Annotated in this window: 24 protein-coding genes; 20 read left to right on the top strand and 4 right to left on the bottom strand. The window is 39.4% G+C overall.

Features of this window, described 5'->3' with window-relative positions; all coding sequences use genetic code 11:
• Positions 1-29: 29 nt before the first annotated feature.
• Entirely contained in the window at positions 30-491 is a 462-nt protein-coding gene (locus BQ7314_RS08795; protein WP_174483333.1) for a CBS domain-containing protein, read from the bottom strand.
• Between the two features lie 186 nt (positions 492-677).
• Here BQ7314_RS08795 and adk point away from each other — a divergent pair, with 186 nt between their 5' ends.
• The 8 genes from adk to BQ7314_RS08755 all read left to right on the top strand — a co-directional run bounded on the left by adk (position 678) and on the right by BQ7314_RS08755 (position 9,862).
• Positions 678-1,322: an adenylate kinase gene (adk, locus tag BQ7314_RS08790; protein WP_174483332.1), complete on the top strand. Its 645-nt coding sequence runs from the start codon at positions 678-680 to the stop codon at positions 1,320-1,322.
• Between the two features lie 17 nt (positions 1,323-1,339).
• Entirely contained in the window at positions 1,340-2,398 is a 1,059-nt protein-coding gene (gene lpxD, locus BQ7314_RS08785; protein ID WP_174483331.1) for a UDP-3-O-(3-hydroxymyristoyl)glucosamine N-acyltransferase, read from the top strand.
• Positions 2,399-2,432: 34 nt separating this feature from the next.
• Positions 2,433-3,839: a 3-isopropylmalate dehydratase large subunit gene (gene leuC, locus BQ7314_RS08780; RefSeq protein WP_174483330.1), complete on the top strand. Its 1,407-nt coding sequence runs from the start codon at positions 2,433-2,435 to the stop codon at positions 3,837-3,839.
• Positions 3,840-3,849: 10 nt separating this feature from the next.
• A complete protein-coding gene (gene leuD / locus BQ7314_RS08775) occupies positions 3,850-4,482 on the top strand; it encodes a 3-isopropylmalate dehydratase small subunit (RefSeq protein ID WP_174483329.1) in 633 nt (210 codons plus the stop codon).
• Positions 4,483-4,522: 40 nt separating this feature from the next.
• Entirely contained in the window at positions 4,523-5,620 is a 1,098-nt protein-coding gene (leuB, locus tag BQ7314_RS08770) for a 3-isopropylmalate dehydrogenase (protein ID WP_174483328.1), read from the top strand.
• Complete coding sequence (locus tag BQ7314_RS08765; RefSeq protein WP_174483327.1) at positions 5,613-6,635, top strand: aspartate-semialdehyde dehydrogenase; 1,023 nt, start codon at positions 5,613-5,615, stop codon at positions 6,633-6,635. Before leuB ends, BQ7314_RS08765 begins: the two co-directional genes overlap by 8 nt.
• Positions 6,636-6,708: 73 nt before the next feature.
• Positions 6,709-9,315 (top strand): FimV/HubP family polar landmark protein, encoded by a 2,607-nt coding sequence (locus BQ7314_RS08760; RefSeq protein ID WP_245394954.1) that lies wholly within the window; start codon positions 6,709-6,711, stop codon positions 9,313-9,315.
• A 106-nt stretch (positions 9,316-9,421) separates the two neighbouring features.
• Complete coding sequence (locus BQ7314_RS08755; protein WP_174483326.1) at positions 9,422-9,862, top strand: hypothetical protein; 441 nt, start codon at positions 9,422-9,424, stop codon at positions 9,860-9,862.
• A 512-nt stretch (positions 9,863-10,374) separates the two neighbouring features.
• Here the strand turns inward: BQ7314_RS08755 and rpoH are convergent.
• The gene (rpoH, locus tag BQ7314_RS08750) at positions 10,375-11,232 is read right to left on the bottom strand and encodes an RNA polymerase sigma factor RpoH (RefSeq protein WP_174483325.1); all 858 of its coding nucleotides are present in this window, start codon (positions 11,230-11,232) and stop codon (positions 10,375-10,377) included.
• 145 nt (positions 11,233-11,377) lie between these two features.
• Here rpoH and BQ7314_RS08745 point away from each other — a divergent pair, with 145 nt between their 5' ends.
• Positions 11,378-11,566: a Trm112 family protein gene (locus BQ7314_RS08745; protein WP_174483324.1), complete on the top strand. Its 189-nt coding sequence runs from the start codon at positions 11,378-11,380 to the stop codon at positions 11,564-11,566.
• Complete coding sequence (gene kdsB, locus BQ7314_RS08740) at positions 11,563-12,324, top strand: 3-deoxy-manno-octulosonate cytidylyltransferase (RefSeq protein WP_174483323.1); 762 nt, start codon at positions 11,563-11,565, stop codon at positions 12,322-12,324. The genes BQ7314_RS08745 and kdsB overlap by 4 nt, the downstream gene beginning before the upstream one ends.
• Here the strand turns inward: kdsB and BQ7314_RS08735 are convergent.
• Both BQ7314_RS08735 and BQ7314_RS08730 read right to left on the bottom strand, forming a co-directional pair.
• Positions 12,321-12,713 (bottom strand): hypothetical protein, encoded by a 393-nt coding sequence (locus BQ7314_RS08735; RefSeq protein ID WP_174483322.1) that lies wholly within the window; start codon positions 12,711-12,713, stop codon positions 12,321-12,323. The two genes, kdsB and BQ7314_RS08735, sit on opposite strands and share 4 nt — an antisense overlap.
• Before the next feature lie 101 nt (positions 12,714-12,814).
• Positions 12,815-13,516 (bottom strand): HisA/HisF-related TIM barrel protein, encoded by a 702-nt coding sequence (locus tag BQ7314_RS08730; protein ID WP_174483321.1) that lies wholly within the window; start codon positions 13,514-13,516, stop codon positions 12,815-12,817.
• Between the two features lies 1 nt (position 13,517).
• On the opposite strand from BQ7314_RS08730, the gene BQ7314_RS08725 reads away from it, so the two are divergent.
• The 10 genes from BQ7314_RS08725 (at position 13,518) to BQ7314_RS08680 (ending at position 23,073) form a co-directional block, all read left to right on the top strand.
• On the top strand, positions 13,518-14,519 hold the full coding sequence (locus BQ7314_RS08725) for an ATP-grasp domain-containing protein (protein WP_174483320.1): 1,002 nt from the start codon (positions 13,518-13,520) through the stop codon (positions 14,517-14,519).
• 9 nt (positions 14,520-14,528) lie between these two features.
• The gene (locus BQ7314_RS08720; RefSeq protein ID WP_174483319.1) at positions 14,529-15,581 is read left to right on the top strand and encodes a hydantoinase/oxoprolinase family protein; all 1,053 of its coding nucleotides are present in this window, start codon (positions 14,529-14,531) and stop codon (positions 15,579-15,581) included.
• Positions 15,582-15,799: 218 nt separating this feature from the next.
• Positions 15,800-17,170, top strand: coding sequence for an aminodeoxychorismate synthase component I (gene pabB, locus BQ7314_RS08715; protein WP_174483318.1), 1,371 nt, complete (start codon positions 15,800-15,802; stop codon positions 17,168-17,170).
• Positions 17,167-17,751 (top strand): amino acid kinase family protein, encoded by a 585-nt coding sequence (locus BQ7314_RS08710; protein WP_245394953.1) that lies wholly within the window; start codon positions 17,167-17,169, stop codon positions 17,749-17,751. Before pabB ends, BQ7314_RS08710 begins: the two co-directional genes overlap by 4 nt.
• Positions 17,744-18,466 carry a DUF2959 domain-containing protein gene (locus BQ7314_RS08705; protein WP_174483317.1) on the top strand — a complete coding sequence of 241 codons (723 nt, stop codon included), beginning with the start codon at positions 17,744-17,746 and terminating at the stop codon, positions 18,464-18,466. The genes BQ7314_RS08710 and BQ7314_RS08705 overlap by 8 nt, the downstream gene beginning before the upstream one ends.
• Positions 18,463-19,278 carry a tRNA pseudouridine(38-40) synthase TruA gene (gene truA, locus BQ7314_RS08700; RefSeq protein WP_174483316.1) on the top strand — a complete coding sequence of 272 codons (816 nt, stop codon included), beginning with the start codon at positions 18,463-18,465 and terminating at the stop codon, positions 19,276-19,278. Before BQ7314_RS08705 ends, truA begins: the two co-directional genes overlap by 4 nt.
• Positions 19,279-19,281: 3 nt before the next feature.
• A complete protein-coding gene (locus BQ7314_RS08695; RefSeq protein ID WP_174483315.1) occupies positions 19,282-20,532 on the top strand; it encodes a hypothetical protein in 1,251 nt (416 codons plus the stop codon).
• 339 nt (positions 20,533-20,871) lie between these two features.
• Positions 20,872-22,059 (top strand): acetate/propionate family kinase, encoded by a 1,188-nt coding sequence (locus BQ7314_RS08690; RefSeq protein WP_174483314.1) that lies wholly within the window; start codon positions 20,872-20,874, stop codon positions 22,057-22,059.
• 39 nt (positions 22,060-22,098) lie between these two features.
• Positions 22,099-22,341, top strand: coding sequence for a hypothetical protein (locus tag BQ7314_RS08685; RefSeq protein WP_174483313.1), 243 nt, complete (start codon positions 22,099-22,101; stop codon positions 22,339-22,341).
• A 30-nt stretch (positions 22,342-22,371) separates the two neighbouring features.
• A complete protein-coding gene (locus BQ7314_RS08680; RefSeq protein ID WP_174483312.1) occupies positions 22,372-23,073 on the top strand; it encodes an acyltransferase family protein in 702 nt (233 codons plus the stop codon).
• Positions 23,074-23,168: the final 95 nt, after the last annotated feature.

Raw genomic sequence — 23,168 nt, 5'->3', positions numbered from 1 at the left:
GATTATCGAGGCTTTTTTGCTAACACATCTTATTTATGTGTGTTTGCGATTTTTTCTACGCGTTTCTCGTTAGCATGCTCTAGTTTAGCAAATACTTTTAAAATATCGGTTGCAGATAGAATACCCACCAATTTATTTTTAGCATCAACGACCGGTAAAGCACCTATTTTGTTTTCTGCCATCAGATTGGCTGCTTTAGATGCATAAGTATCCGTTGTTACCGTAATCACGCCTCGGTGCATGATGTGGGTGACTTTCTTCGGTAGTACATGTAATTCTGTTGTCCCTTCTGCTGTAATGCTGCTTGAATTACTTTTAGGCCCGAGCGCTTTGTAAAGATCTCTATCGGAGACAATGCCAACAACTTTGCCCTTTTCTATGACGGGTAAATGACGTACTTTTTCATAATGCAGTAGAAAAAAAACACGATCAATCATATCGCTTGGTTCTACTGTAAAAACTTTTTGGGTCATTAAATCTTCTACTCTCATACTTTCTATCTCCTCATATTCATTGTGGACGGCACAGAATAGGCAGGTATTGATAATATTACAAGAGTTATGTCAGTGAATGTTATAAAATGATAAATTATATTTGATTAGATTAGATTGAAAATCAGTTATTAAAACGTTTGTTTTTCATTGAATTATTTTTAGCGGCAGTTATTGGAGTAAATAATGCGCGTCATACTTTTAGGTAGTCCAGGTTCCGGCAAAGGCACACAAGCACAGTTTATCACTGAAAAATATGCTATTCCCCAAATATCAACAGGTGATATGCTACGTGCTGCAGTTAGAGCGGGAACTGAATTAGGTATTGCAGCAAAAAAAATTATGGATGAAGGTGGTCTTGTTTCGGATGAAATTATTTTAGGTCTCATTAAGGATCGTATTACTCAGGCAGATTGTGCTAAAGGGTTTTTGTTGGATGGTTTTCCCCGTACGATTGCTCAAGCTGAAGGCTTAGATGCAATGGGTATTGAAATTGACCATGTGCTGGAGATTGCCGTACCTGATGAAGAAATTATTAAGCGTATGAGCGGTCGTCGCGTGCATTCAGAGTCAGGCAGAACTTATCATATAGAATTTAACCCACCTAAAGTAGCAGGTATTGATGATGTGACGGGTGATGCTTTAATTCAGCGTGATGATGATAAAGAGGAGACAGTTAGAAAACGTTTAGAGGTCTACCATAAGCAAACTAAACCTTTAGTTGATTTTTATAGCGCGGCAGCGCAGCAAGGAAAAGTGAAATTTTCGACGGTAGAGGGGGTGGGTTCTGTTGCTGATATCACCGCTAAGGTTTTTGCTGCTTTAGCTTAACAAAGACAGGGGTCAGGGTGGATATTTTAAGTTCTGAAATTTACCAGGATTTCAAAGAGCAAGGTTTTATTATTGCGCATTTGGGAGTCGATACACGAGTCAATGATATTGTGCCTGTAGAGGCAAGTGCGCCTGGCATGTTAGTTTTTGTTGAGCATGTAAAATATTTACCGGCGGTTTTAGAGGCGGACGTTGCGGCTATTGTAACGACGGCGGAACTAGCAGAAACCATTGAGTTGAAAAATGCAGCTATTTTAGTGGCACCGAATGTACGCTTGGCAATGGCTTATATACGCCAGAAATATGCGGATAGAAACGTCTATGATTCTGAGTGGGGGCGTGTGCATGCAACTGCAGTTATACATGAGTCGGTGCAAGTTCCTAGTGATGCCGTTATTGGTCCGGGAGTGGTTATTGGTGCACGCGTACAGTTAGGTGCAGGTGTGGTTGTGATGGCTAATTCAGTGGTTGAGTTTGATGCTATTATTGGTGCTAGGACGGTTATTTATTCCTCGTGTGTTATTTCTTATGATTGTCATATTGGTGAAGATTGTATTTTAAAAGCGGGGTGTATTATTGGTAGTGATGGTCAAGGCTTTGCTCAAGATAAGCATTTTCATCATCATCGCATTCCGCAAACAGGCCGAGTTGTGATCGGCAATAAAGTTGTCATTGGTTCGGTGACCACGATAGACAGAGCTACTTATACAGAAACTAAAGTACATGATGGCACTATTATTGATGCTCAATGCCATTTAGCACATAACGTTATTATCGAAGAAGACTGTATCCTAGTAGCGCAAACGGGAATTGCCGGTTCGAGTCATTTTGGCAAGCGCGTTATTGCTTCTGGTCAAACGGGTGTTTTAGACCACGTACATATACCTGATGATACTATGCTATTACATAGAGCAGGTGTGCATAGCAGCATTAAAGAATCGGGTATTTATGCTTATGGCCCAGCACAACCCTTTAAAAAATACACGAAAAATATTGCCATCTTTCAGCGTTTAAGTGAAGTATGGTCGCGCTTGAAGAAGTTAGAAAAACAAGTTGCAGAACTTTCCAAGCTTTAATTTAAAAATTCAAATAAATACGGTACAGGTTGAAATGTCAGCAAAAACTTTATATGACAAACTTTGGGACGATCATGTTGTCCACACAGAAGAGGATGGGTCGGCGTTAATCTACATAGATAGACAGTTGATTCATGAAGTAACTTCACCGCAAGCTTTTGAAAGTTTGCGTCTCGCAGGTCGAGCGCCTTGGCGTACTGAGCGTAATCTTGCTGTTGCAGACCATAATGTTCCGACAACAGATAGAAGTGCCGGTATTGCTGATCCTGTATCTCGTTTGCAAGTAGAAACATTGGATAAAAATTGTGCTGAATTTGGTATCACTGAGTTTGGTATGACTGATTTGAGGCAGGGAATTGTGCATGTCGTCGGTCCTGAGCAAGGTGCAACTTTACCGGGTATGACGGTTGTTTGTGGGGACTCACATACTTCTACTCATGGAGCTTCTGGTGCGCTGGCTTTTGGTATTGGTACTTCAGAAGTTGAGCATGCCTTGGCGACTCAATGTTTAATCCAGAAAAAATCGAAAAATTTCTTAATAAAAGTTAACGGCCAAGCGAGTGCCGGCGTAACGGCTAAAGATATTGTGTTGGCTATTATTGGCGAAATTGGTACGGCTGGCGGCAATGGCTATGCTATCGAGTTTGCAGGCTCTGCGATCACTGATTTATCGATGGAAGGTCGTATGACAGTTTGTAATATGGCAATTGAGGCAGGTGCTAGAGCAGGTTTAATTGCTGTTGATGACGTGACTATCGATTATTATCGTGATCGCCCTTATTCGCCTAAAGGTGAACATTGGTTTATGGCCGAAAGAATGTGGCAAAAATTACATTCAGATTTGGATGCTATATTCGATAAAGTGGTTGAAATAGATGCTACTATAATTAAGCCTCAAGTCACGTGGGGCACTTCACCCGAAATGGTCGTTCCTATTGATGCAGAAGTGCCAAATCCAGTAGACGAGTTTGATGCCGTTAAGCAACAAAGTATGAGAAATGCTCTAGATTATATGGGCTTACAGGCAGGGCAAGCGATTACCGATATTCAAATTGATAAAGTTTTTATAGGTTCTTGTACTAATTCCAGAATCGAAGATATGCGTGCTGCAGCAGTGATGGTTGAAGGTAAAAAAATTGCAGCTAATATTAAGTTGGCTTTAGTGGTTCCTGGTTCTGGATTGGTTAAGCAGCAAGCAGAGCAAGAAGGTTTAGATAAAATTTTTATTTCGGCAGGTTTTGAATGGCGAGAGCCGGGCTGCTCCATGTGTTTAGCCATGAATGCAGATAAATTAACAGCAGGGGAGCGTTGTGCCTCAACCTCGAATCGTAATTTTGAAGGGCGCCAAGGTTATGGGGGGCGTACGCATTTAGTCAGTCCTGCCATGGCAGCGGCCGCGGCTATCGCTGGACATTTCGTTGATATTAGAGACTGGAGGTAAGGAGACGATGATGCAAGCATTTAAAAAAATTACGGCGACAGTTGCGCCTTTAGATCGAGCTAATGTCGATACCGATGCAATTATCCCTAAGCAATTCTTAAAATCGATTCGTCGTGCGGGTTTTGGGCCATATTTATTTGATGAGTGGCGTTACCAAGATGTAGGTGAGCCAGAAATGGATTGCACTAACCGCCCATTGAACAAAGATTTCGTGCTTAATAATCCAGATTATAAAGGTGCTGAAATCCTATTAACTCGTGAGAATTTTGGGTGTGGGTCTTCGCGCGAACATGCGCCATGGGCATTAGAAGATTATGGTTTTCGTGCCATTATCGCTCCTAGTTTTGCAGATATTTTTTATAATAACTGCTTCAAAAATGGTTTGTTACCTATTGTTTTACCAGCGGAAGTTGTTGATGGTTTGTTTAAAGAGGTAACCGCTGGATATCAATTAACTATTGACCTAGAAGCGCAAACAATTATTACGCCGAAGGGGAAAGTGATTGGTTTTGAGGTTGATGAGTCGAGAAAATATCGTTTATATAACGGTTTAGATGATATTGCTTTGTCTTTATTACAAGCCGATAAAATTAAAGCCTATGAAGCAGAGCGAGCAAAACGTGCGCCTTGGCTGTTTGCATAACAATAAAATATTTTAGATTAGGAAAAAGGTTTAGACGTAAATGACACAAAAAATTGCAGTATTACCCGGCGATGGTATCGGCCCTGAAATTGTTGCTGAAGCGATTAAAGTTTTAGATTACTTAAATGCGGATATGGGTTTAGACATAGAGTTTGAGCAGGGGTTAATTGGTGGCGCAGCTTATGATGCATCGGGATCACCTTTTCCAGAGGCAACCTTAAACTTAGTTAAACAAGCTGATGCTGTTCTATTGGGTGCGGTTGGTGGTTATAAATGGGAATCTTTAGATATTGCTGTACGCCCTGAAAAAGGTCTTCTAGGTTTGCGTTCTGAGTTGGAATTATTTTCTAATTTGCGTCCAGCCATCTTATACCCACAATTAGCAGAGGCTTCGACTTTAAAGCCAGAAGTGGTTGCTGGTTTAAATTTAATGATTGTACGTGAATTAACCGGTGGGATTTACTTCGGTCAGCCACGGGGTGTCAGAGTTTTAGAAAATGGTGAAAGACAAGGTTATAACACCTTAGTCTACAGTGAATCAGAGATCCGTCGTATTGCCCATTCAGCGTTTAAAATTGCACAAAAACGTGATAAACGTTTGTGTTCGGTTGATAAGGCTAATGTATTAGAGTGTACTGAATTATGGCGTGAAGTGATGGATGAGGTGGCTAAAGAATACCCTGATGTAGCGCTAAGTCATATGTATGTTGATAATGCTGCTATGCAATTAGTGCGTGCACCAAAACAATTTGATGTGATGGTAACAACAAATATGTTTGGTGATATTCTATCGGATACAGCTTCTATGTTAACAGGTTCAATAGGTATGTTGCCTTCAGCATCATTAGATATTAATGGTAAAGGGATGTATGAACCGATTCATGGTTCTGCACCTGATATTGCCGGTAAAGGTATTGCTAATCCTTTGGCGACTATTTTATCTGCGGCAATGATGTTGCGTTACACTTTTGATCAAGCGGGGGCTGCGGATCGTATTGAGCAAGCGGTTAATGATGCTCTGAATTCAAATGCACGCACAGCAGATATTTATTCAGAAGGCATGAAACAAGTAAGCACCTCAGAGATGGGCGATGCCGTGGTTAATGCCTTAAAAGTGAGGGCGCAAAACAATGACTAAAAAATATAATGTAGCGATCGTTGGCGCAACGGGAGCGGTAGGCGAAGCGATGATTTCTATTTTGGAAGAGAGAAAATTTCCAGTAGATAGAGTATATGCTTTAGCGAGTGAACGCTCTGTGGGTAAGCGTATTTCTTTTAATGGTAGAAGTCTAAAAGTTGAAGATTTAGCAAAGTTTGATTTTTCTAAAGCGAATATCGGTTTGTTTTCTGCGGGGGCATCGCTGTCGGAAAAATATGCGCCTATTGCAGCTGCTGCTGGATGTGTCGTTATAGATAACACATCACAGTTTCGTTATGACGATGATATTCCTTTAGTTGTGCCTGAGGTTAATCCAGAAGCCATTGCACAGCATACGGTGCGAGGTATTATTGCTAACCCAAATTGTTCAACTATTCAAATGCTAGTAGCATTAAAGCCTATACATGAAGCGGTTGGAATAACGCGAATTAATGTATGTACTTATCAGGCTGTTTCTGGCTCGGGTAAAGAGGGTATTGAAGAGGTCGTGAGCCAGACGTCGCAGTTGTTAAATGGTAAGCCGATACAAACAAAAGTGTACCCTAAGCAAATTGCATTTAATGTCTTACCGCAAATTGATGTGTTTATGGATAATGGTTATACCAAGGAAGAAATGAAAATGGTATGGGAGACTAAAAAAATTATGGGTGATGATAGTATTCAAGTTAACCCTACTGCTGTGCGTGTTCCTGTTTTCTTTGGTCATTCAGAAGCCATTCATATTGAAACACGTGCCAAAATTACTGTGGAAAAAGTGCGTGAGTTATTGGCGGCCGCGCCTGGTATTACGGTTATGGATGAGCGAGTTGAAGGGGGTTATCCAACTGCGGTAACTGAATCTTCAGGTCATGATGATGTCTTTGTTGGGCGTATTAGAGAAGATATTTCTTATGAAAAAGGTATTGATTTATGGGTCGTTGCCGATAATGTACGCAAAGGCGCAGCTTTAAATAGCGTGCAAATTGCAGAAGAGCTGGTAAAAAATTACATCTAGTCTAAGCTATAAAGATATATTTGACTGTATTTAGGAAAGCTATTGTGGAAAAATTTGTGGGAAGGAGAGTGTAGTGCATAATTTTACTAAAACTTTAGCGGCGATGACTTTGTTGGCGCCAATGTCTGCGCACTCGTTGGGTGTAGGTACTATAAAGTTACATTCTGCGTTAAATCAGAAGCTTAATGCTGAAATTATGCTATCGTTATCGGCTGGTGAAGAGCTTGCTGATATAAAAGTTTCTTTGGCTTCACCAGATAAATTTGACCAAGCAGGTATTGCTTGGAATTCTTTTTTAGCAAAGATTAAGTTAGAGCCTATCCTAAAAGCAAACGGGCAAGTTGTTGTTAAAGTAACCTCTCATGAGGTGGTACAAGAACCTTTCCTGGATTTTCTTGTTGAAGTTAGTTGGCCTAAAGGTGAGATTTTTAAAGAATTTACAGTTTTAGTTGATCCGCCTGCTGTTTACCTACAAAGTGCGATTGAAACACCGACAATAACAGCTGTTAAACCTACTGTTAATCGCGTGAATGCTACAGACTCTGCTGTACAAAGTCTAGCGATAGAGGGGGAGTATGGACCCACTAATAGAAGTGATTCCTTATGGAGAGTTGCTGAAAAAGTTAATAAATATAGTGATGTCTCTGTAGAGCAAATGATGATGGCTTTATATAAAGCTAATCCTCGCGCATTTTATAAGAAAAATGTGAATGCATTAATGGCTGGAAAAAGTCTAAAGATTCCAAAAAAATCTGAGATTGTACAGCTATCTAAAAAGCAGGCAAACACTGAATTTTATAATCAAATGGCTGTTTGGGAAGGCAAGGCTATTGCGGAGCCTGAAACTCAACTAGTCAGCACAGATAACACTAAAACGAGTAATCAGTTAACCTTAGTGCCGCCAACAGAAGGGCTTGTTGACACAGATGCTTTATCTGCAGATGCCAGTGATGTTGATGTGCGCGGTTTGAAAACAGAAAATCAGCAATTACAAGAGCGTCTAGCAAATTTAGAAAAGCAATTTGTTATTATGCAAGAAATGCTGGCGATAAAAGATCAGCAACTTGCTACTATACAAAATGCAAAAATTGCCCCTGAATCTCAGGTCAAAGAAGAGCAAGAACAAAAACAAGAACAAAAACAAGAGCAAGAACAAGAAGATACAGAGGTTACTGCCCCGCCTTTAGTTGAAGAAGGTTCGCTAACAAAAAGCCCAGTTGCCACGCCTACCGTAACGCCTGAGCAAAAGACGGTTAAGCAAGTACCTAAACAAGCCCCTTTACCCGTAGTTAATAAGCCTGTTGCTCCGCCCGTTGTTGAGCAAGAGTCTTCTGGGTTCAATTATTCTTACTTGGGGTTTGGTTTGGGTGGCTTAGCACTTGCAGGTATCGCTTTGCTATTTTGGCGCAGGCGCCAAGTAGAAGAAGAAATAAATGATAATAGTATGTTTGCTTCTTCAAGTGAAATTGTTTTGCCTGAAGTGGATGATGAGTTATCTGTCCCTGTATTTGATGAGACGCCCTCTTATGATGTGGGAACAGTGGGAGAAAGCTCATTTTTAAGTGAGTTTTCGCCTAGTGATTTTGATGTTTTTGAGTCAGATCAAGCAGAAGTTGATCCTACTTCAGAAGCTGATGTTTATCTTGCTTATGGTCGATACCAGCAAGCAGAAGAGTTAATGCGTCAAGCAATTAAAGATTTTCCTGATAAAGATGATTACAAACTTAAGCTTTTAGAGATTTTTTATGCCAGTGAAAATAGCGAGGCGTTTGCTGCATTTTCTGAAGAGTTAGTTGCTGAAGGTAAAAATAGCGACTTAGCTTTTTGGGGGAAAGTTTCAGAAATGGGGAGTGAGCTTGTCCCAGGTTCTGATCTATTTTCTACTGAGCAAAGAGAATCTAAGTTTGAGGCAGTAGATAAGGACGATGACTTCGCTACTGTAAATGAATCATCTGCTATTAGTGAGCAAGAGTCACCTGCTGTAGTAACTAAAGAACAGGCAGATGTATCTTTGAGTAAAGAGGATGAGGATACTTCTGATAATTCAGAGATTGATTTTGATTTAAGCTCCTTTTCTTTGATGGATGATAATGAGGATACCGGTAAGCTTGCTGCTAAAGCAGAGGAGGAAATTGAAAGTGTTGATTTCGATTTAAATTCATTTGACACTGTTGATTCTGATGCTAAAAAAACTCCAGAGCCCAATACACCTGAAGACCTAGAAACATTTGATTTTGATCAAGCTGATATTTTAAGCTCTCAAGAACCTTTAGTGCTTGATGATGACATGGACGATGTTAATTTGGGCGATTTTGATTTTTCTTCAGATAGTTCACCTTTAGGTGATGCAGATGACAAAGCAGAAAAGTCAGTTGATACGGCGGCGGAGCTTGAGTCAGTTAATGTCGAAAGCGATAAGCTAGAAAGCAATGATTTTGATTTTGACTTTGATTTTGATGATACTTCAGTTGCAGAGAAGTCTGAGGTGCCAGATGAAGATAGCTTAATGGTATCGGATTTGACTGATATGGATGAATTTGAAACAAAAATCGACTTGGCTAAAGCTTACATAGATATGGGTGATACAGATGCAGCTAAGGATATTGCTCAAGAGGTACTAGAAAAAGGGACTGATGCTCAAAAACAAGAGGCGCAAGCAATCATTGATAAGTTAGTATGATTAGCTGTTAGGCTTTAAAAACATACTACATCTTTAATGGCTTGTTCATTAATGAAGTCTTCCCTGAATTACCTTTAACCTCAGTTTAGTTGAAAAAGAAAAATTTATGATACGACTCATATTTTACACAATAATATTAGCAACTATTCTTGGAGGTTGCGCTAGGCACTCACCTAGACCACCTACAGTTTACGAACCTACTCAGAAAGAGAGAAATGCAGCTGATTATGGCCCTTACCCATCAAATTACAAACAGTTAATTACGGATTTTTTTCAAACGAGGTTAAAAGACCCTTTATCAGCTCAATATAGATATGTAGGCGAGCCTTTCAAGTGGTTTAGGAGGGCAGCAACTCCAAGTGAAGTTATTTATTATTATAATGTTAAAGTTTTTGTTAATTCCAAAAATAGCTATGGTGGATACGTTGGTGAGCATAAATATAATTTCTATATTCGAGATGGACAGATAGTTGACCATTATGATCATAATGAAGTGCAAAAAAAGCTGGATGATATAGACCGCTATTTAAATCGTAATCGCTATTAGAATTATTTTTTGCACGGAAGAATCTAGTGCTTTTTTTTCAGTTAACCTAAAAAAGTCAACCGAGGTATAAAAATCCTAATCAGACGCTCCACCTGACAGCGGGAAGCGCAGCTCATTTTTAAAGGTTAGTTTTTTACCAAAGTTCATTAGGTTGTTGAAGTTTATCGTTTATCCTCTCGCGTCATGTGAGCTTGGCGTTAAGTTGAAAATAAGGGTATTAATGCTTAGTAGACTTGTGAGGAGAACGTTAGGTTTAGACAGTTCGCAATAAGTCCCTCTTTATCTTGTTAGTCTTTTTGCCCGTCTTCTTTTTGATAGAAATAGTTACGTAGCTATCTAGCTGTACGCCTATTTCTATGTCTTGAAGACAAACGAAAATACTGTGTAATAATTATCGGTGGTTTATTTATTGCGCGCGTTACCTTAGCTTCTTAATGCATTAGAAGCATATAAAAAAAGCCCCTTATTTACACAGTGTAAATAAGGGGCTTTTATGTTTGAGTTGCTATGAATTAGGCGAGGATACTAACTGCGCCTTTTAGTTTTTTCATGGCATTTTTTTCTAGCTGCCTAATGCGTTCTGCAGAGACATTATAACGTTCTGCTAGCTCATGCAGGGTTAGCTTTTTTTCTGTTAACCAGCGACTGGCAACAATATCTTGGCTGCGCTCATCTAAGCCTTGTAGTGCATTGCTTAATAGCATTTCTTTATGGCCGGCCCAATCAGCATTCTCTAGCAATAAAGCAGGGTCAGTATTATGCTGTTCTAAATAAGAAATGGGCGCGCTATAAGCTTCTTCGCTTGAGTCAGCTTCTGGCAAGTCAAATGCCATGTCTTTGCCATCAAGGCGCGTTTCCATTTCGTAAACTGTTTTAAGGTCTACATTGAGATTTTGTGCAATTGCTTCGGCTTCATTTTTAGAAAGCCAACCTAAATTTTTCTTAGATTTACGTAAATTGAAAAATAGTTTACGTTGTGATTTTGTCGTCGCAATTTTTACAATGCGCCAGTTTTTTATCACGTATTCATGGATTTCCGCACGAATCCAATGCACAGCAAAAGAGACTAGGCGGATACCTAAGTCTGGGTTAAAACGCTTAACTGCTTTCATAAGGCCTATATTACCTTCTTGAACGATATCGTTCATAGGTAAGCCATAGCCATTATAGCCGCGTGCTACATGAGCTACGAAACGTAGATTCGCCATAACTAGCTGTTTAGCTGCTTCGAGGTCTTGGTGGTCTCTAAAGCGAATAGCAAGTTCACGTTCTTCTTCTGCATTTAATTTATTAGTTTGACCGACAACATTTAGATAAGAGTCAAAGTTCCCAGCCGTTAATGTAATAGGTAAGGCTAATGAATTAGACATAGTTACTCCAAAAAATTTACTTGCCCCGATTTTAGCACTCAATAGCTATGAGTGCTAATAAAATTGCAAATTTGTGTAGAGATTCAAGAAAACTTCAAAATATAGAGTAAAATAAACGTTTAATAAAAATTAATGAGAGAGTTTAATGGATAGTAAGTTGTTAGATATTTTGGCCTGCCCAATTTGTAAGAGTTCTTTGGTTTATGATAAAGCTGCGCAAGAGCTAATTTGTAAAGCAGACCGTTTGGCCTTTCCTGTGCGTGATGATATACCTGTTATGCTCGAAGATGAAGCAAGAGTTTTAACAAGTGAAGAAATTGAACAATTAAAATGACCTGCGCATTTAAAGTTGTTATTCCTGCTCGATATGATTCATCTAGGTTGCCTGGAAAGCCATTATTAATGATTGCGGGGAAGCCTATGGTTTTGCATGTTTGTGATAGAGCTAAAGAAGCAGGCGCTGAAAAAATTATTGTGGCTACAGATGATTTTAGAATCTTAGAGGTAGTCAATGATTATGGTTTTGAGGCCGTTATGACTCGTACTACTCATAAGAGTGGTACGGAACGATTAGCAGAAGTGGCGGAGATTTTTCAATGGCATGAAGAGGATATTATTGTTAATTTACAAGGTGATGAGCCTTTGATTCCTGCTGAATATATTTCCCTTGCTGCGCAGTCTTTAGCCATGCAGTCTACTGCTGGGGTAGCCACTTTAGCGGCTGAGATAATTGAGTCTGAGGAAATCTTTAACCCAAATGCCGTTAAAGTTGTTTTAGATAAATTCAATTATGCGCTTTATTTTAGCCGAGCAGCTATTCCTTGGGATAGAGAGGCTTTTAAGCAAAAACAAGTTGATTTGGTTAAGAGTGATACTTATTTTCGGCATATCGGCATGTATGCCTACCGAGTTAGTTTTCTACAGCGGTATGTGCAGTGGGATGCGTCGGCTTTAGAGCGCATTGAAATGCTAGAGCAGCTAAGAATTCTTTGGGAAGGTGAAAAACTATTGGTGGCTAAAGTTGCTAAAGCGCCGGAGGCGGGAGTTGACACGCCGGAAGATTTATTGAGAGTGGAACGTAGTTTGGCTTAGTTGTTGGCTTTTATGCTTAATTGGTACTTGGCTAATGCAGCAATTTCTTCATCAATATCGCAGGTAAAGTGCTCGAGAAAATAGCCACGTTTAACAATAATATAGCGGACAAAATGGTTTTCATCATAAATTAAATTCTTTAATATTGTGGGCAGGCAATGTTTAGCCACAGTTGCCCTGACTTTCCAGCTTTCATCTTTAGCAAGTTGCTCATGGCCGTATTTTATTCGAGCAACAGTTGAGCGAACCAAGGCGGACTGGTCATTAACTAAAACTTTTAGTGCAAAGCCCTGGTTGGCTGCTTCAAGGCGTATATATTCATCCGCTTCTGTTTGTATATTAGCGTATGTGTATGACTTGTCATATAAGGTGATGTAATCTTCTGTCATGAGTCTTTAATAGGCAATAAATTCACAGCGTTGACTTTTAGTGGTTTATTGTACATTTTTTATAAGGTAGTTTTGTGCGCTATTTCTCGATAATAAGGGAATTATACAGGCCTGTGTAGTTGTTCAATATCCTGTGTTGTTAGTTTTTTATTATGTAGTGCGCTAGCAATTAAAGCTTGCTGAATACCTAATTTTTTTAATTGCAATAAATCTTTATGATGACGAATACCTCCCGCCGCCATAAAATTATGTTGTGGGTAAGTGTTGCTATAATATTGGAGTTTTTTAAAATCAGGTCCATTATCTTTTCCGACTAAACCTAAGGTCATAATAATCAAATCTTTAGGCCATAAAGCGGGTGACTTATATAAAATTGCATCACCCATCATTATATGCTCAGACTTAAAGTCTAAAGATAAGATAAAATTCTTTGTAAGTTGTGGTGTTTTAGCTAAGGTCTTGGCGGTAATAGATTCTGTGCCAATGATAGTAGTGAATTGTTTATTGTGTACTGGCGTGTAAGAGGGGGTAAGTGAACCTGAGTCAATCATAAAGCTTAACTGAGGATAGCGAGCAAAAAGTGAATTAATTAAGCGCTGATTATTCCCTAGCCCCATTAAAGCATCAAGGTCAGCAATATATAAATGCGTAAATGGGTAGAGCTGTAAGTAAGCATTGATGACATCCTCTATTTTACTTGAATGACATAAAGGTGTTGCTAAAGGGAGGTAGTTTTTCCGGTCGCCTTGTTTGGCGAGAACTGCGCAGCCTAATTTTATATCAATAACAGGAATAATTTGCATAATGCGTTTGTTGGTTTTTGAATTTATTACAGGGGGTGGATTTATTAACCAGCCTTTGCCGCCATCATTATTGCAGGAAGGCTATTTAATGCGCAATGCATTGCTGGATGATTTGTGTCTATTAAATAAGCTGGAATTATTGGTTTTACATGATGAACGTGTTGCTTTTGCCGTAGAAACGCACCATAAATATATCCGTTACCTGATAATAAACACGGGTAAAGATATACAGGAGTTATTGTTAGAAAAGTCGAGCTTATATGATGCTGTTTGGCTGATTGCGCCAGAAACGGAGGGGATTTTAGCTAGGTGGGCGCAGTTTTTTAATAAACAAGGCAAGAAAATGTGTTTGTCTGGACAAGAAGCGATTGATCTTTGCCAAGATAAACTGGCGACATTTAATCGTTTGCAAAAGGCGGGGGTTGCTTGTATCCCTAGTTTTTTATTTACTTCTAAAGTGGTTATAGAGCCTGGTTTATGGGTACTTAAAGCGAATGATTCTGTGGGCTGTGATGAGGTGTATTTATTGCAGGAAGAGCAGCATTGGAAAGCTGTATTAGCTAAATTAATACCAGAACATCGCTATATTTTACAGCCATATATTGCCGGTAAAGTTTTGAGTTTGTCGTGCTTGTTTTACCAAGGACAGGCATTTTTTATTTGTTGTAATGAACAGCAAATGACAATTGAGCGACAGCAGTTTATTTTATCGGCCTGTTGGGTTAATGTGCAGACCGAGAAATGTCAGCAGTATCAACAATTATGTCAATCAATAGCGGCAGCTATTCCCCAGTTATTTGGCTATATAGGCATTGACTTTATAGAAACTGAGGCAGGTGAAAACTTGATTTTAGAAATAAATCCACGCCTAACGAGTTCTTATGCGGGCATTAATGAGGCGACAGGGCTTAATGTAGCGGAATTAGTTTTAGCTATGTTAAATAAGAAAATACCTATTTTTAAAAAAACCAAGAACCATCCGGTATTGATTGATATTAATTAAGAGATTTTTATGACTAATTATAGGGTAGGTTGGGATATAGGCGGTGCGCATTTAAAAGCGGCTTGCCTGAATCAAGCAGGAGATGTGCTTGCGGTGTATCAAGAACCTTGTCCTTTATGGCAAGGTTTAGATACATTAGAAAAAGCATTGACTGCAATTCTAGCAAGGCTACCGGAAAAAAACTTAAAGCATACGGTTACCATGACTGGTGAATTGGTCGATTTATTTGTCGATAGAGCGCAAGGCGTATATGACATTATTGCTTTAATGCAGCAAGTTTTAGCGCAGCCTTCTTTTGCTGTCTATGCAGGGCAGCTTGGTTTTGTAGCAGCGGATGCGATTGAACCTAAGCATATTGATGCGATTGCTTCGGCAAATTGGTTGGCAAGTGCCTCTTATGTTGCCCAGAAGCTAAAGCAGGGCTTATTTGTCGATATAGGCAGTACAACGACAGATATTTTATTGCTCACAAAGCATCAGGCTGATGCCATTGGGTATACCGACTTTCAACGCCTCACATCAAGTGAGTTAGTTTATACAGGGTTAGTAAGAACGGCAGTAATGGCGGTAGTGCAGTCTGTTAATTTTGCTGGTACTGAAGTCGGTGTTATGAGTGAATATTTTGCTACGATGGCGGATGTTTATCGTTTAACGCATGAGTTAAACGAGTTGCACGACCAAAATGAAACCGCAGATGGCGGTGCTAAAACTGAACTAGCAAGCGCTAGACGTTTGGCGCGGATGATTGGTTGCGATTTACAGGATTTTACTTTGCAGGACTGGCAGGAACTTGCTTATGCGATGAGAGAACAACAGCTGACTAGAATACAAATTGCATGCCAAAAGCAGTTGCAGCGCATGCCGGATAATATGCAAACACCTTTGGTTGGTGCGGGAATCGGACGGTTTTTAGTGCAAGAGATTGCACAGCGTTTAGGGTTGAAATATATCGATTTTGAGACTTTATTTACAAGTCCTTGTAAGCTTACAGAAATGAATATTGCTGACTGTGCCCCTGCTGTGGCTGTAGCTTATTTAGCTATAGAAGCTAAATTTTGTTAAAATTTAGTACCTATAAAGTATGCTTTAGGAATCAAAACTCAATAATATCCGAAAACACTGCCAGCTCTTCGAGGACTGGCAGTGTTTCATAAGCTAAAGTTTTGGTTTTTTATTTAATGTGCATCTCTTAGTGGGTGAATAAATAACTTATTAACCCGTTTTTAACTTAAAATAGCTAGCTGTTCTTATTTTACTCATACGCCGCAGATACAACATACATGCCTTCTACCCCCCAGCTTTATTCACTGCCTTATTTGCTTGATAGTGCTCGATTATTTTCGGCAATAGCAGCGCAGCCGTGGTCCATTTTTTTAGATAGTGGTTTAGCGGAAAAACGGCAAGGGCGATATGATATTTTTGCTACAGAGCCCTTGTGTACTTTAATCACACATGGAGCAGAAACACAGGTATGTTCAGGCAATAATACCTATGTATCTAAACAAGATCCTTTCACCCTGGTTAAGCAACAATTAACAGCTCAAAAAGCGTTCCCAGAAGTACCTTTTAATGGGGGAGCAATAGGTTATTTTGCTTATGATTTGGGCAGGCAATTAGAAAAAATACCTAAGCTTACTGTCGATGCGGAACATATTCCGGATATGGCGGTTGGGGTGTATCAATGGGCGGTTGTGGTTGATCATCAAGAACAAAAAAGTTATTTAGTCGGCTGTGCCGATAGTGACCAGCAGTGGCAAGCTTTAATTAAACAATTTAGTGCTTATCCAGAAGCAGTGACTGTCGGTGAGTTTCAAGTAACCAGCTCCGTGCAAGCGAATATGAGTGAAGAAAGTTATGCGCAAGCCTTCGCTAAGATTAAAAAATATTTGCAGGAAGGGGATTGCTACCAAGTTAATCTAGCACAGCGTTTTGTTGCTAATTGTCAAGGTGATCCTTGGGCAGCATATCAGCAATTACGAAAAATTAATTCTGCTCCCTTCAGTGGGTATTTGAATGTTCCAGGAGTACAAGTGTTAAGTTCGTCTCCAGAGCGTTTTTTGAAAGTATTTCAGGGGAGGGTTGAAACTAAGCCGATTAAAGGCACGCGGCCAAGAAAAGAAAATGAGCAAGAAAATCAGCAACAAATTGATGCCTTGCAAAGAAGTCATAAAGACCGAGCAGAAAATGTCATGATTGTTGATTTATTGCGTAATGATATTAGTAAAAACTGTATTCCTAGCTCAGTTAAAGTACCCAAGTTATTTGAGGTAGAAAGCTATGCCACAGTGCACCATTTAGTGAGTACGGTAACAGGGCGGTTAGATGAAAAATACCATGCTTTAGATTTATTACGTAGTTGTTTTCCGGGCGGCTCTATTACCGGTGCGCCTAAAATTCGAGCGATGGAAGTGATTGAAGAGCTAGAACCGAATCGTCGTGGTGTCTATTGTGGGGCTATTGCCTATATTGGTTTTGATGGCAATATGGACAGCAATATTGCCATTCGTACACTGGTGCACTCAGAGCATACCATCCGCTTTTGGGCGGGTGGCGGTATTGTTAATGATTCAGTGTTAGAAGAAGAGTATCAAGAATGCTTTGATAAAGCTGCCGCGATGTTAAGTCTATTGGCGCAAATGCAAGTGTCGTGATTGTTTTAAAATTAGGTGGCAGTTTATTATCCAGTTCAATATTACCGCAGTGGCTGCATTTAGCCGTTAAGGAAGGCAAAGGTAGGCTTGTTATTGTGCCGGGCGGTGGTGTTTTTGCTGATCAAGTAAGAAGTACACAGAAAAAATGGCAGTATGATGACCAAACGGCGCATTACATGGCCATTTTAGCCATGCAGCAAATGGCTTTATTATTTAAAGGTTTGTGTCCTGATTTATGTATCGTTAACCAGGTTGCAGCGATTAGACCCGCTTTAGATAAGCAAGCGCTTGTTGTTTGGTCTCCTTTAGCAACTGAATTAGATTCTGGTAAGATTAAAGCCAGCTGGGAAGTCACATCCGATACATTAGCCGCATGGTTAGCTACACAGTTATCCGCAGATCAGTTGATGTTAGTTAAGTCAGCACAACTCCCTGAAAATGCTACATTACAACAACTGTCGGAACACAATATAGTTGATCAAGCATTTGCTGATTTTGTCCAATATAACCCAATAAGACTTGATTGTGTTAGCTTGACACAAACATACGCACTTTCAGCTAGTTTAAAAAAGAATGTCTAAATATAATCAATCACACTCTTTATTATCCATTCGAGGTTTAACCGAGCGTTCAATAAAATTATTTTCGCGCTTTGTCACTTATAAGTTTCAGCATATATATTACCGTACTAAAGAATCTTTAGGGCAGCATAAACGCGATCTTGTCGTTGTGCGTGTAGAAGATGCTAGTGATAGCTTAGAAAAAACTAAAGTACAATTCTTAGATGCATTAGAGCGATTTAAAGCCGTGGTGCAGGTGACTTCTGGTAGTCTCGAAGATAAATATAGATTGTTAAAGCAACAATATGATTTCTGTGCTATGCGTTCTGAGGTCGTAGCGAATAAGATTCTAGCGATAGAGGAAGTCAGTAATGCGCTGTTTAAAGAGTGGGAGGTTGAGTTAAATGAATATACTAATCGTTCATTACGCGCCCAAAGTCGGCAGCAAATGAAATTATCTAAACAGCATTATATGCGCTTAATTAAGGCTATGCGTAAGGCTGAGAAAAAAATCCAACCTGTTTTAGGTGCTTTTAGAGATCAGGTTTTATTTTTAAAACACAATCTTAATGCCAATGCTATTGCCGCTTTACAGCATGAGTTTTCAGAAATTTCCTTTGATATTACTCAGCTTATTCAGGCTATGGAGCAGTCAATTGCCGAAGCTAATCATTTTGTGCATGTTTTAGTCGAGCAAAAAAATATACCGGCACTACCCCCTGGAGTTCAGAAATGACACGTATGGTTTTAGGTATAGAATATGATGGCAGTGGTTTTTTTGGTTGGCAATGGCAAGAGGGTGGGTTACGTACCGTGCAAGATGAAGTGCAAAAAGCGGTGTCTAAAGTTGCTAACCACTCTGCTACAGTTATTTGTACAGGACGTACCGATACAGGGGTGCATGCACTAGAGCAAGTCGTGCATTTTGAGACCGATGCAGTGCGCAGCGAGCGAGCATGGCTGTTAGGTATTAATGCAAACCTACCTGCTGATGTTAGAGTGATTTGGGTGCAAGAAGCAGTTGCAGACTTTCATGCACGTTACAGCGCAATTGCTCGTTTTTACCGCTATACTATTCTCAATCGTCCTACAAAGTCAGCCCTGCAACGAGATCAGACCACTTGGTGTCATGCCCCGTTAAATGCGGTACGGATGCATCAGGCGGCGCAAAGCTTGGTAGGTACGCATGATTTTACCTCATTTAGAGCCTTAAAATGCCAATCTGTTAGCCCGATGCGCTTGATATATTTTATTGATGTCTACCGGCAAGAAGAGCAAGTGATTATGGATATTTCTGCCAATGCTTTTTTGCATCATATGGTGCGTAATATTGCGGGTGTCTTAATGGCGGTTGGTGTAGGTGATAAACCTATTGAGTGGACACAGGAATTATTGCTTAGTAAAAACAGACAAGTGGGTGGTGTTACCGCGCCTCCGTATGGCTTGTATTTGGGGGGCGTTTATTATCCAGAAAAATATAATATGCCTAAACATGCTATTTTTGAGAAACTACCTGCCAATGCGCAGCGATTCCAACATGAGACTTAAACTATGAAAAAGATACTTTTATTATCAATGAGCCTTGCTATTTCAGGCTGTGCTAGTTTTGGCGAAGGGATTGCCACGGCTATTTTGGAAAAACAAAAAGAAGAGGATTTACGATCTTGTAAAATTAGTGGCAAAAGTTTTGCGGGTTTGCAAAGTACTCTTGAGTTACCAGGGGATACGGTAAAAGTGTTAATGGTGCATGGTGTTGGTACACATGAACCTGGCTATAGTACCGAGTTTAAAGAAAAATTAGCAAAAGAACTTGATTTAACGGTAAAAAGCAGTCGTTATAAAGAAATTAATTTGGTAAATAAAGAGTTTCCAAAGAAAGATTTAGGCGTTTTGAGAGTTAGGCGCCTATTAAATGCAGATAGAAGTCAGGAAATGCTTTTTTATGAATTAACTTGGTCTAATATTACCAATGCAGAGAAAGAAAGGATTGAATATGATACTTCGGGTGAATACTCTTATGATCGTGCCGAAGTTAATCAGATGTTGAAACAGTTTTCTAATGATACGAGTCCTGATCCAATGATTTATCTAGGTAATCAGCATGAGGAAATGCTGGCTTCATTTAGAACGGCATTTTGCTGGATGGTTGGACGAGATTGGGAGGATTTGCCAGAGACGAGTTCGGATCTATGCGTAATTGATAAACAAGCCGTTAAGTATCTACCTCAAGATAAATATGCGATTGTCTCACATAGTTTAGGGAGTCGTATTGTTATGGATGGTATGCAGAGTATTGCTTATCGCGTTACTAAAATAGCGAATGGAGACCCAACGAGTGCAGAGTCTCAATTTATTAAAGCTTTTCAGCAAAAGCGCATTCCTTTTTATTTAATGTCTAATCAATTACCTTTGTTGGAGATGGGGCAAAATCCACCCAAAGTGATAAATCAAAAAGATAAATATTGTATTCCAGGTAGTGAGCATTACGACCAAAGGTTGGTGAATAAAACGTCGATTATGGCTTTTAGTGATCCTAATGATTTATTAAGTTATGCCATCCCTCAACAATTTGTGCAAAGTCATCTAGATTCACGCTTATGCGCAGAAGTGACCAATATTAATATTAATGTTGCGCATGTGATTGACATGTTTGGAATGGGTAGCTTTGCTAATCCAATGGAAGCACATATAGGGTATGACAGTGATGATCGCGTTGTGGCATTAATTGCTAAAGGAATCGGCACTAAAAATACAGCCGATATAGTGACTGAACGTTGTCGTTGGACTGAGTATGTGGATTAGTTAATAGAATCAATGTAAGACGGACATTAGTCCGCTTTTTTGGTTTCGAATTCTCAAACTTCGAGATTTTGAAAGTATTCAATAATATAACTTAATAAAATGTAACTTCTCATTTTTAACAGATACTAAAGCGCACCACATAAACGATATGTTCCCTATCGCTAGTATATCCTGCGCTATGGTGTGAATATCTCAAATACCTGTGGATAATGAGAGGTGACAATAAAGTACAGAATCTGTAGATTAGGGTGAAGTATGCCCGCAATCTACACATAATACTTTCACAGCCGCTAGGGCTTGAGAATAAGAGTATTTTGCAACTATAGGCATAAGGCAGTTATGAAAGTTTTAGTTCTAAATTCAGGAAGCTCATCCATTAAATATGCCTTATTCGATATGGATACTCAGTTTGCGCAGATAATAGGTCTCATAGAGCGTATAGCGGAGTCAGGCAGTGCGCATAAATATCAGTACAGCTCAGGCGGCATAGAGCAAAAACAAATCATTAGCCTAGCAATTAATAATCATCAGCAAGGCTTGCAGGCAGTTTTTACACTCTTATCAGAGTTGAACTTTATTCAAGATATTTCTGATTTATTTTGTATCGGTCACCGAGTTGTGCATGGCGGAGAAAAATTTTGTCAGCCAACCTTGATTGATAGTACGGTTCTAGCAGAAATAAAGAAAATGATACCGCTTGCGCCTTTGCATAATCCCGCCAATATTACCGGCATAGAAGCGGCCATGGTGTATGCTCAAAGCGTACCGCAAGTCGCTGTCTTTGATACCGCATTTCATCAAACTATGCCTGATTATGCATTTCGTTATGCCGTACCTACATCATGGTATGCAGAGCAAGGTGTGCGGCGCTATGGCTTTCATGGCACATCACACTTTTATGTTGCCAAACAAGCCGCACAGTATCTCAATAAACCTTTAAACACGCTCAACCTGATTACCCTGCATTTAGGTAATGGAGCCAGTATGGCGGCCATTGCTTCGGGTAAAAGTATCGATACTACAATGGGCATGACGCCCTTAGAAGGCTTGATGATGGGGACACGCAGTGGTGATTTAGATCCAGCGATAATATTTTATTTAAGTCGCACACTGGGGTTTACACAGAATGAAATCGATAATGCCTTAAATAAACAGAGCGGCTTAAAAGGCGTGTGTGGTGAAAATGATATGCGTGCCGTACATAAAATGGCAGATAAAGGTGATCAACAAGCGCAATTAGCGTTAGCCATGTATAGCTATCGTATTAAAAAATATATAGGCGCGTATACAGCTGTTTTAGGTAGGGTTGATGCCTTGGTCTTTACTGGTGGCATAGGTGAACATGATGCTTGGCTAAGAGAGCAATGTTGTTCCGATTTAAGCATATTAGGGGTTGAAATAGATGTGGAAAAAAACCAACAGCAGCAAAGGGAAATTAATCAGGTGGAGTCATTAGTTAAAGTGTTAGTTATTGCGACTAATGAAGAGCTAGAAATTGCGCAACAGGCTGAGTGTTGTGTGCGATGAATTGTAAAATGTGTAATAAATATTTGGCAGGAGTTTGGTTTGCTGGGGAATAGTCCACGATTGAAAAAGAATAATTTTGATTTGATAAGGCTACTGTTTTCTGGAGCTGTGTTACTTGTTCATGCCTATCAGCTTTCTGGGTTTCAGCAGTTAGAGGTAATTACACGTATTTTGTCGTCTGCAATGGCAGTTAAGAGCTTTTTTGTTGTGAGTGGTTTTCTTATTTTTATGAGTTTTGAGAGAACAGAGTCTATTAGCTCTTATGCTAAGAAACGAATTTGACGTATTTTCCCTGCTTACTTTACAGTAGTTATGCTTTGTGCCTTAGGTTTAATCATTATAAGTTCTAAGGATATCGGTGATTATTTCTCATTAGCTTGGCTTAAATATGTTTTTGCAAATCTTGCATTTTTAAATTTTTTACAACCAACTCTTCCGGGTGTTTTCAACTCAAATAATTTAACAGCAGTTAATGGAGCGCTTTGGACGCTTAAAATTGAGGTGATGTTTTACCTAACAGTGCCGGTATTCGTTTTTTTGTTTAGAAAACTTGGTTATTTTCCGGTGCTGGTATCTTCTTATTTATTATCCATAGCTTATTTTGAGTTTTTTTCTGAAGTTGCTGAGCGCACTGGGTCGGTATTTTACGAACAACTTGCTCGGCAATTACCTGGGCAGCTCTCATATTTTATGGCAGGAGCATTTCTATATTATTTTTTGCCTCTCTTTGAACGTCGTATTGGGTATTTTTTAGTTCTAGCGGTTTTGATATTTTTAGCAAAAGATTTTTTTCCCTTCTCAATCTTTGAGCCTTTTGCACTTGCTATTGTCGTTGTTTTTTTGGGTCTATTCTTGCATGTAGGAAATTTCGGAAGGTATGGTGATTTTTCTTATGGTGTTTACATACTGCACTTTCCTATTATCCAGCTTTTGCTTTATTCTGGCTTTCTCCAAGAAAGCCCATGGTATTTTTTGATGACAGTTATTTTGCTCTGTACACGACAAAAAATCTAAAAAGGTGGCATAGTTCGTTGAAATGTAATCAAATATCCTATTTTTGTTTTGGCAAAACATGAATAGCGGACAATTACAAATCAACGAACTAACGA

The organism is methanotrophic endosymbiont of Bathymodiolus puteoserpentis (Logatchev) (assembly GCF_900128525.1).
In the GTDB taxonomy this organism is placed as follows: Bacteria; Pseudomonadota; Gammaproteobacteria; order Methylococcales; family Methylomonadaceae; genus Methyloprofundus.
Note: the sequence above shows the minus strand (reverse complement) of the source record. Positions and strands in the feature narration are given on the sequence as shown.

Excerpts from the sequence above, each read along its gene's own strand:
- pabB (WP_174483318.1), top strand. The coding sequence starts at position 15,800 with ATGCCTTCTACCCCCCAGCTTTATTCACTGCCTTATTTGCTTGATAGT.
- BQ7314_RS08795 (WP_174483333.1), bottom strand. The coding sequence starts at position 491 with ATGAGAGTAGAAGATTTAATGACCCAAAAAGTTTTTACAGTAGAACCA.
- BQ7314_RS08745 (WP_174483324.1), top strand. The coding sequence starts at position 11,378 with ATGGATAGTAAGTTGTTAGATATTTTGGCCTGCCCAATTTGTAAGAGT.
- BQ7314_RS08730 (WP_174483321.1), bottom strand. The coding sequence starts at position 13,516 with ATGCAAATTATTCCTGTTATTGATATAAAATTAGGCTGCGCAGTTCTC.
- BQ7314_RS08755 (WP_174483326.1), top strand. The coding sequence starts at position 9,422 with ATGATACGACTCATATTTTACACAATAATATTAGCAACTATTCTTGGA.
- adk (WP_174483332.1), top strand. The coding sequence starts at position 678 with ATGCGCGTCATACTTTTAGGTAGTCCAGGTTCCGGCAAAGGCACACAA.
- BQ7314_RS08695 (WP_174483315.1), top strand. The coding sequence starts at position 19,282 with ATGAAAAAGATACTTTTATTATCAATGAGCCTTGCTATTTCAGGCTGT.
- rpoH (WP_174483325.1), bottom strand. The coding sequence starts at position 11,232 with ATGTCTAATTCATTAGCCTTACCTATTACATTAACGGCTGGGAACTTT.
- BQ7314_RS08690 (WP_174483314.1), top strand. The coding sequence starts at position 20,872 with ATGAAAGTTTTAGTTCTAAATTCAGGAAGCTCATCCATTAAATATGCC.
- BQ7314_RS08720 (WP_174483319.1), top strand. The coding sequence starts at position 14,529 with ATGACTAATTATAGGGTAGGTTGGGATATAGGCGGTGCGCATTTAAAA.
- BQ7314_RS08725 (WP_174483320.1), top strand. The coding sequence starts at position 13,518 with ATGCGTTTGTTGGTTTTTGAATTTATTACAGGGGGTGGATTTATTAAC.
- BQ7314_RS08680 (WP_174483312.1), top strand. The coding sequence starts at position 22,372 with ATGCTTTGTGCCTTAGGTTTAATCATTATAAGTTCTAAGGATATCGGT.
- leuD (WP_174483329.1), top strand. The coding sequence starts at position 3,850 with ATGCAAGCATTTAAAAAAATTACGGCGACAGTTGCGCCTTTAGATCGA.
- kdsB (WP_174483323.1), top strand. The coding sequence starts at position 11,563 with ATGACCTGCGCATTTAAAGTTGTTATTCCTGCTCGATATGATTCATCT.
- truA (WP_174483316.1), top strand. The coding sequence starts at position 18,463 with ATGACACGTATGGTTTTAGGTATAGAATATGATGGCAGTGGTTTTTTT.
- BQ7314_RS08735 (WP_174483322.1), bottom strand. The coding sequence starts at position 12,713 with ATGACAGAAGATTACATCACCTTATATGACAAGTCATACACATACGCT.
- leuB (WP_174483328.1), top strand. The coding sequence starts at position 4,523 with ATGACACAAAAAATTGCAGTATTACCCGGCGATGGTATCGGCCCTGAA.
- BQ7314_RS08765 (WP_174483327.1), top strand. The coding sequence starts at position 5,613 with ATGACTAAAAAATATAATGTAGCGATCGTTGGCGCAACGGGAGCGGTA.
- BQ7314_RS08705 (WP_174483317.1), top strand. The coding sequence starts at position 17,744 with ATGTCTAAATATAATCAATCACACTCTTTATTATCCATTCGAGGTTTA.
- leuC (WP_174483330.1), top strand. The coding sequence starts at position 2,433 with ATGTCAGCAAAAACTTTATATGACAAACTTTGGGACGATCATGTTGTC.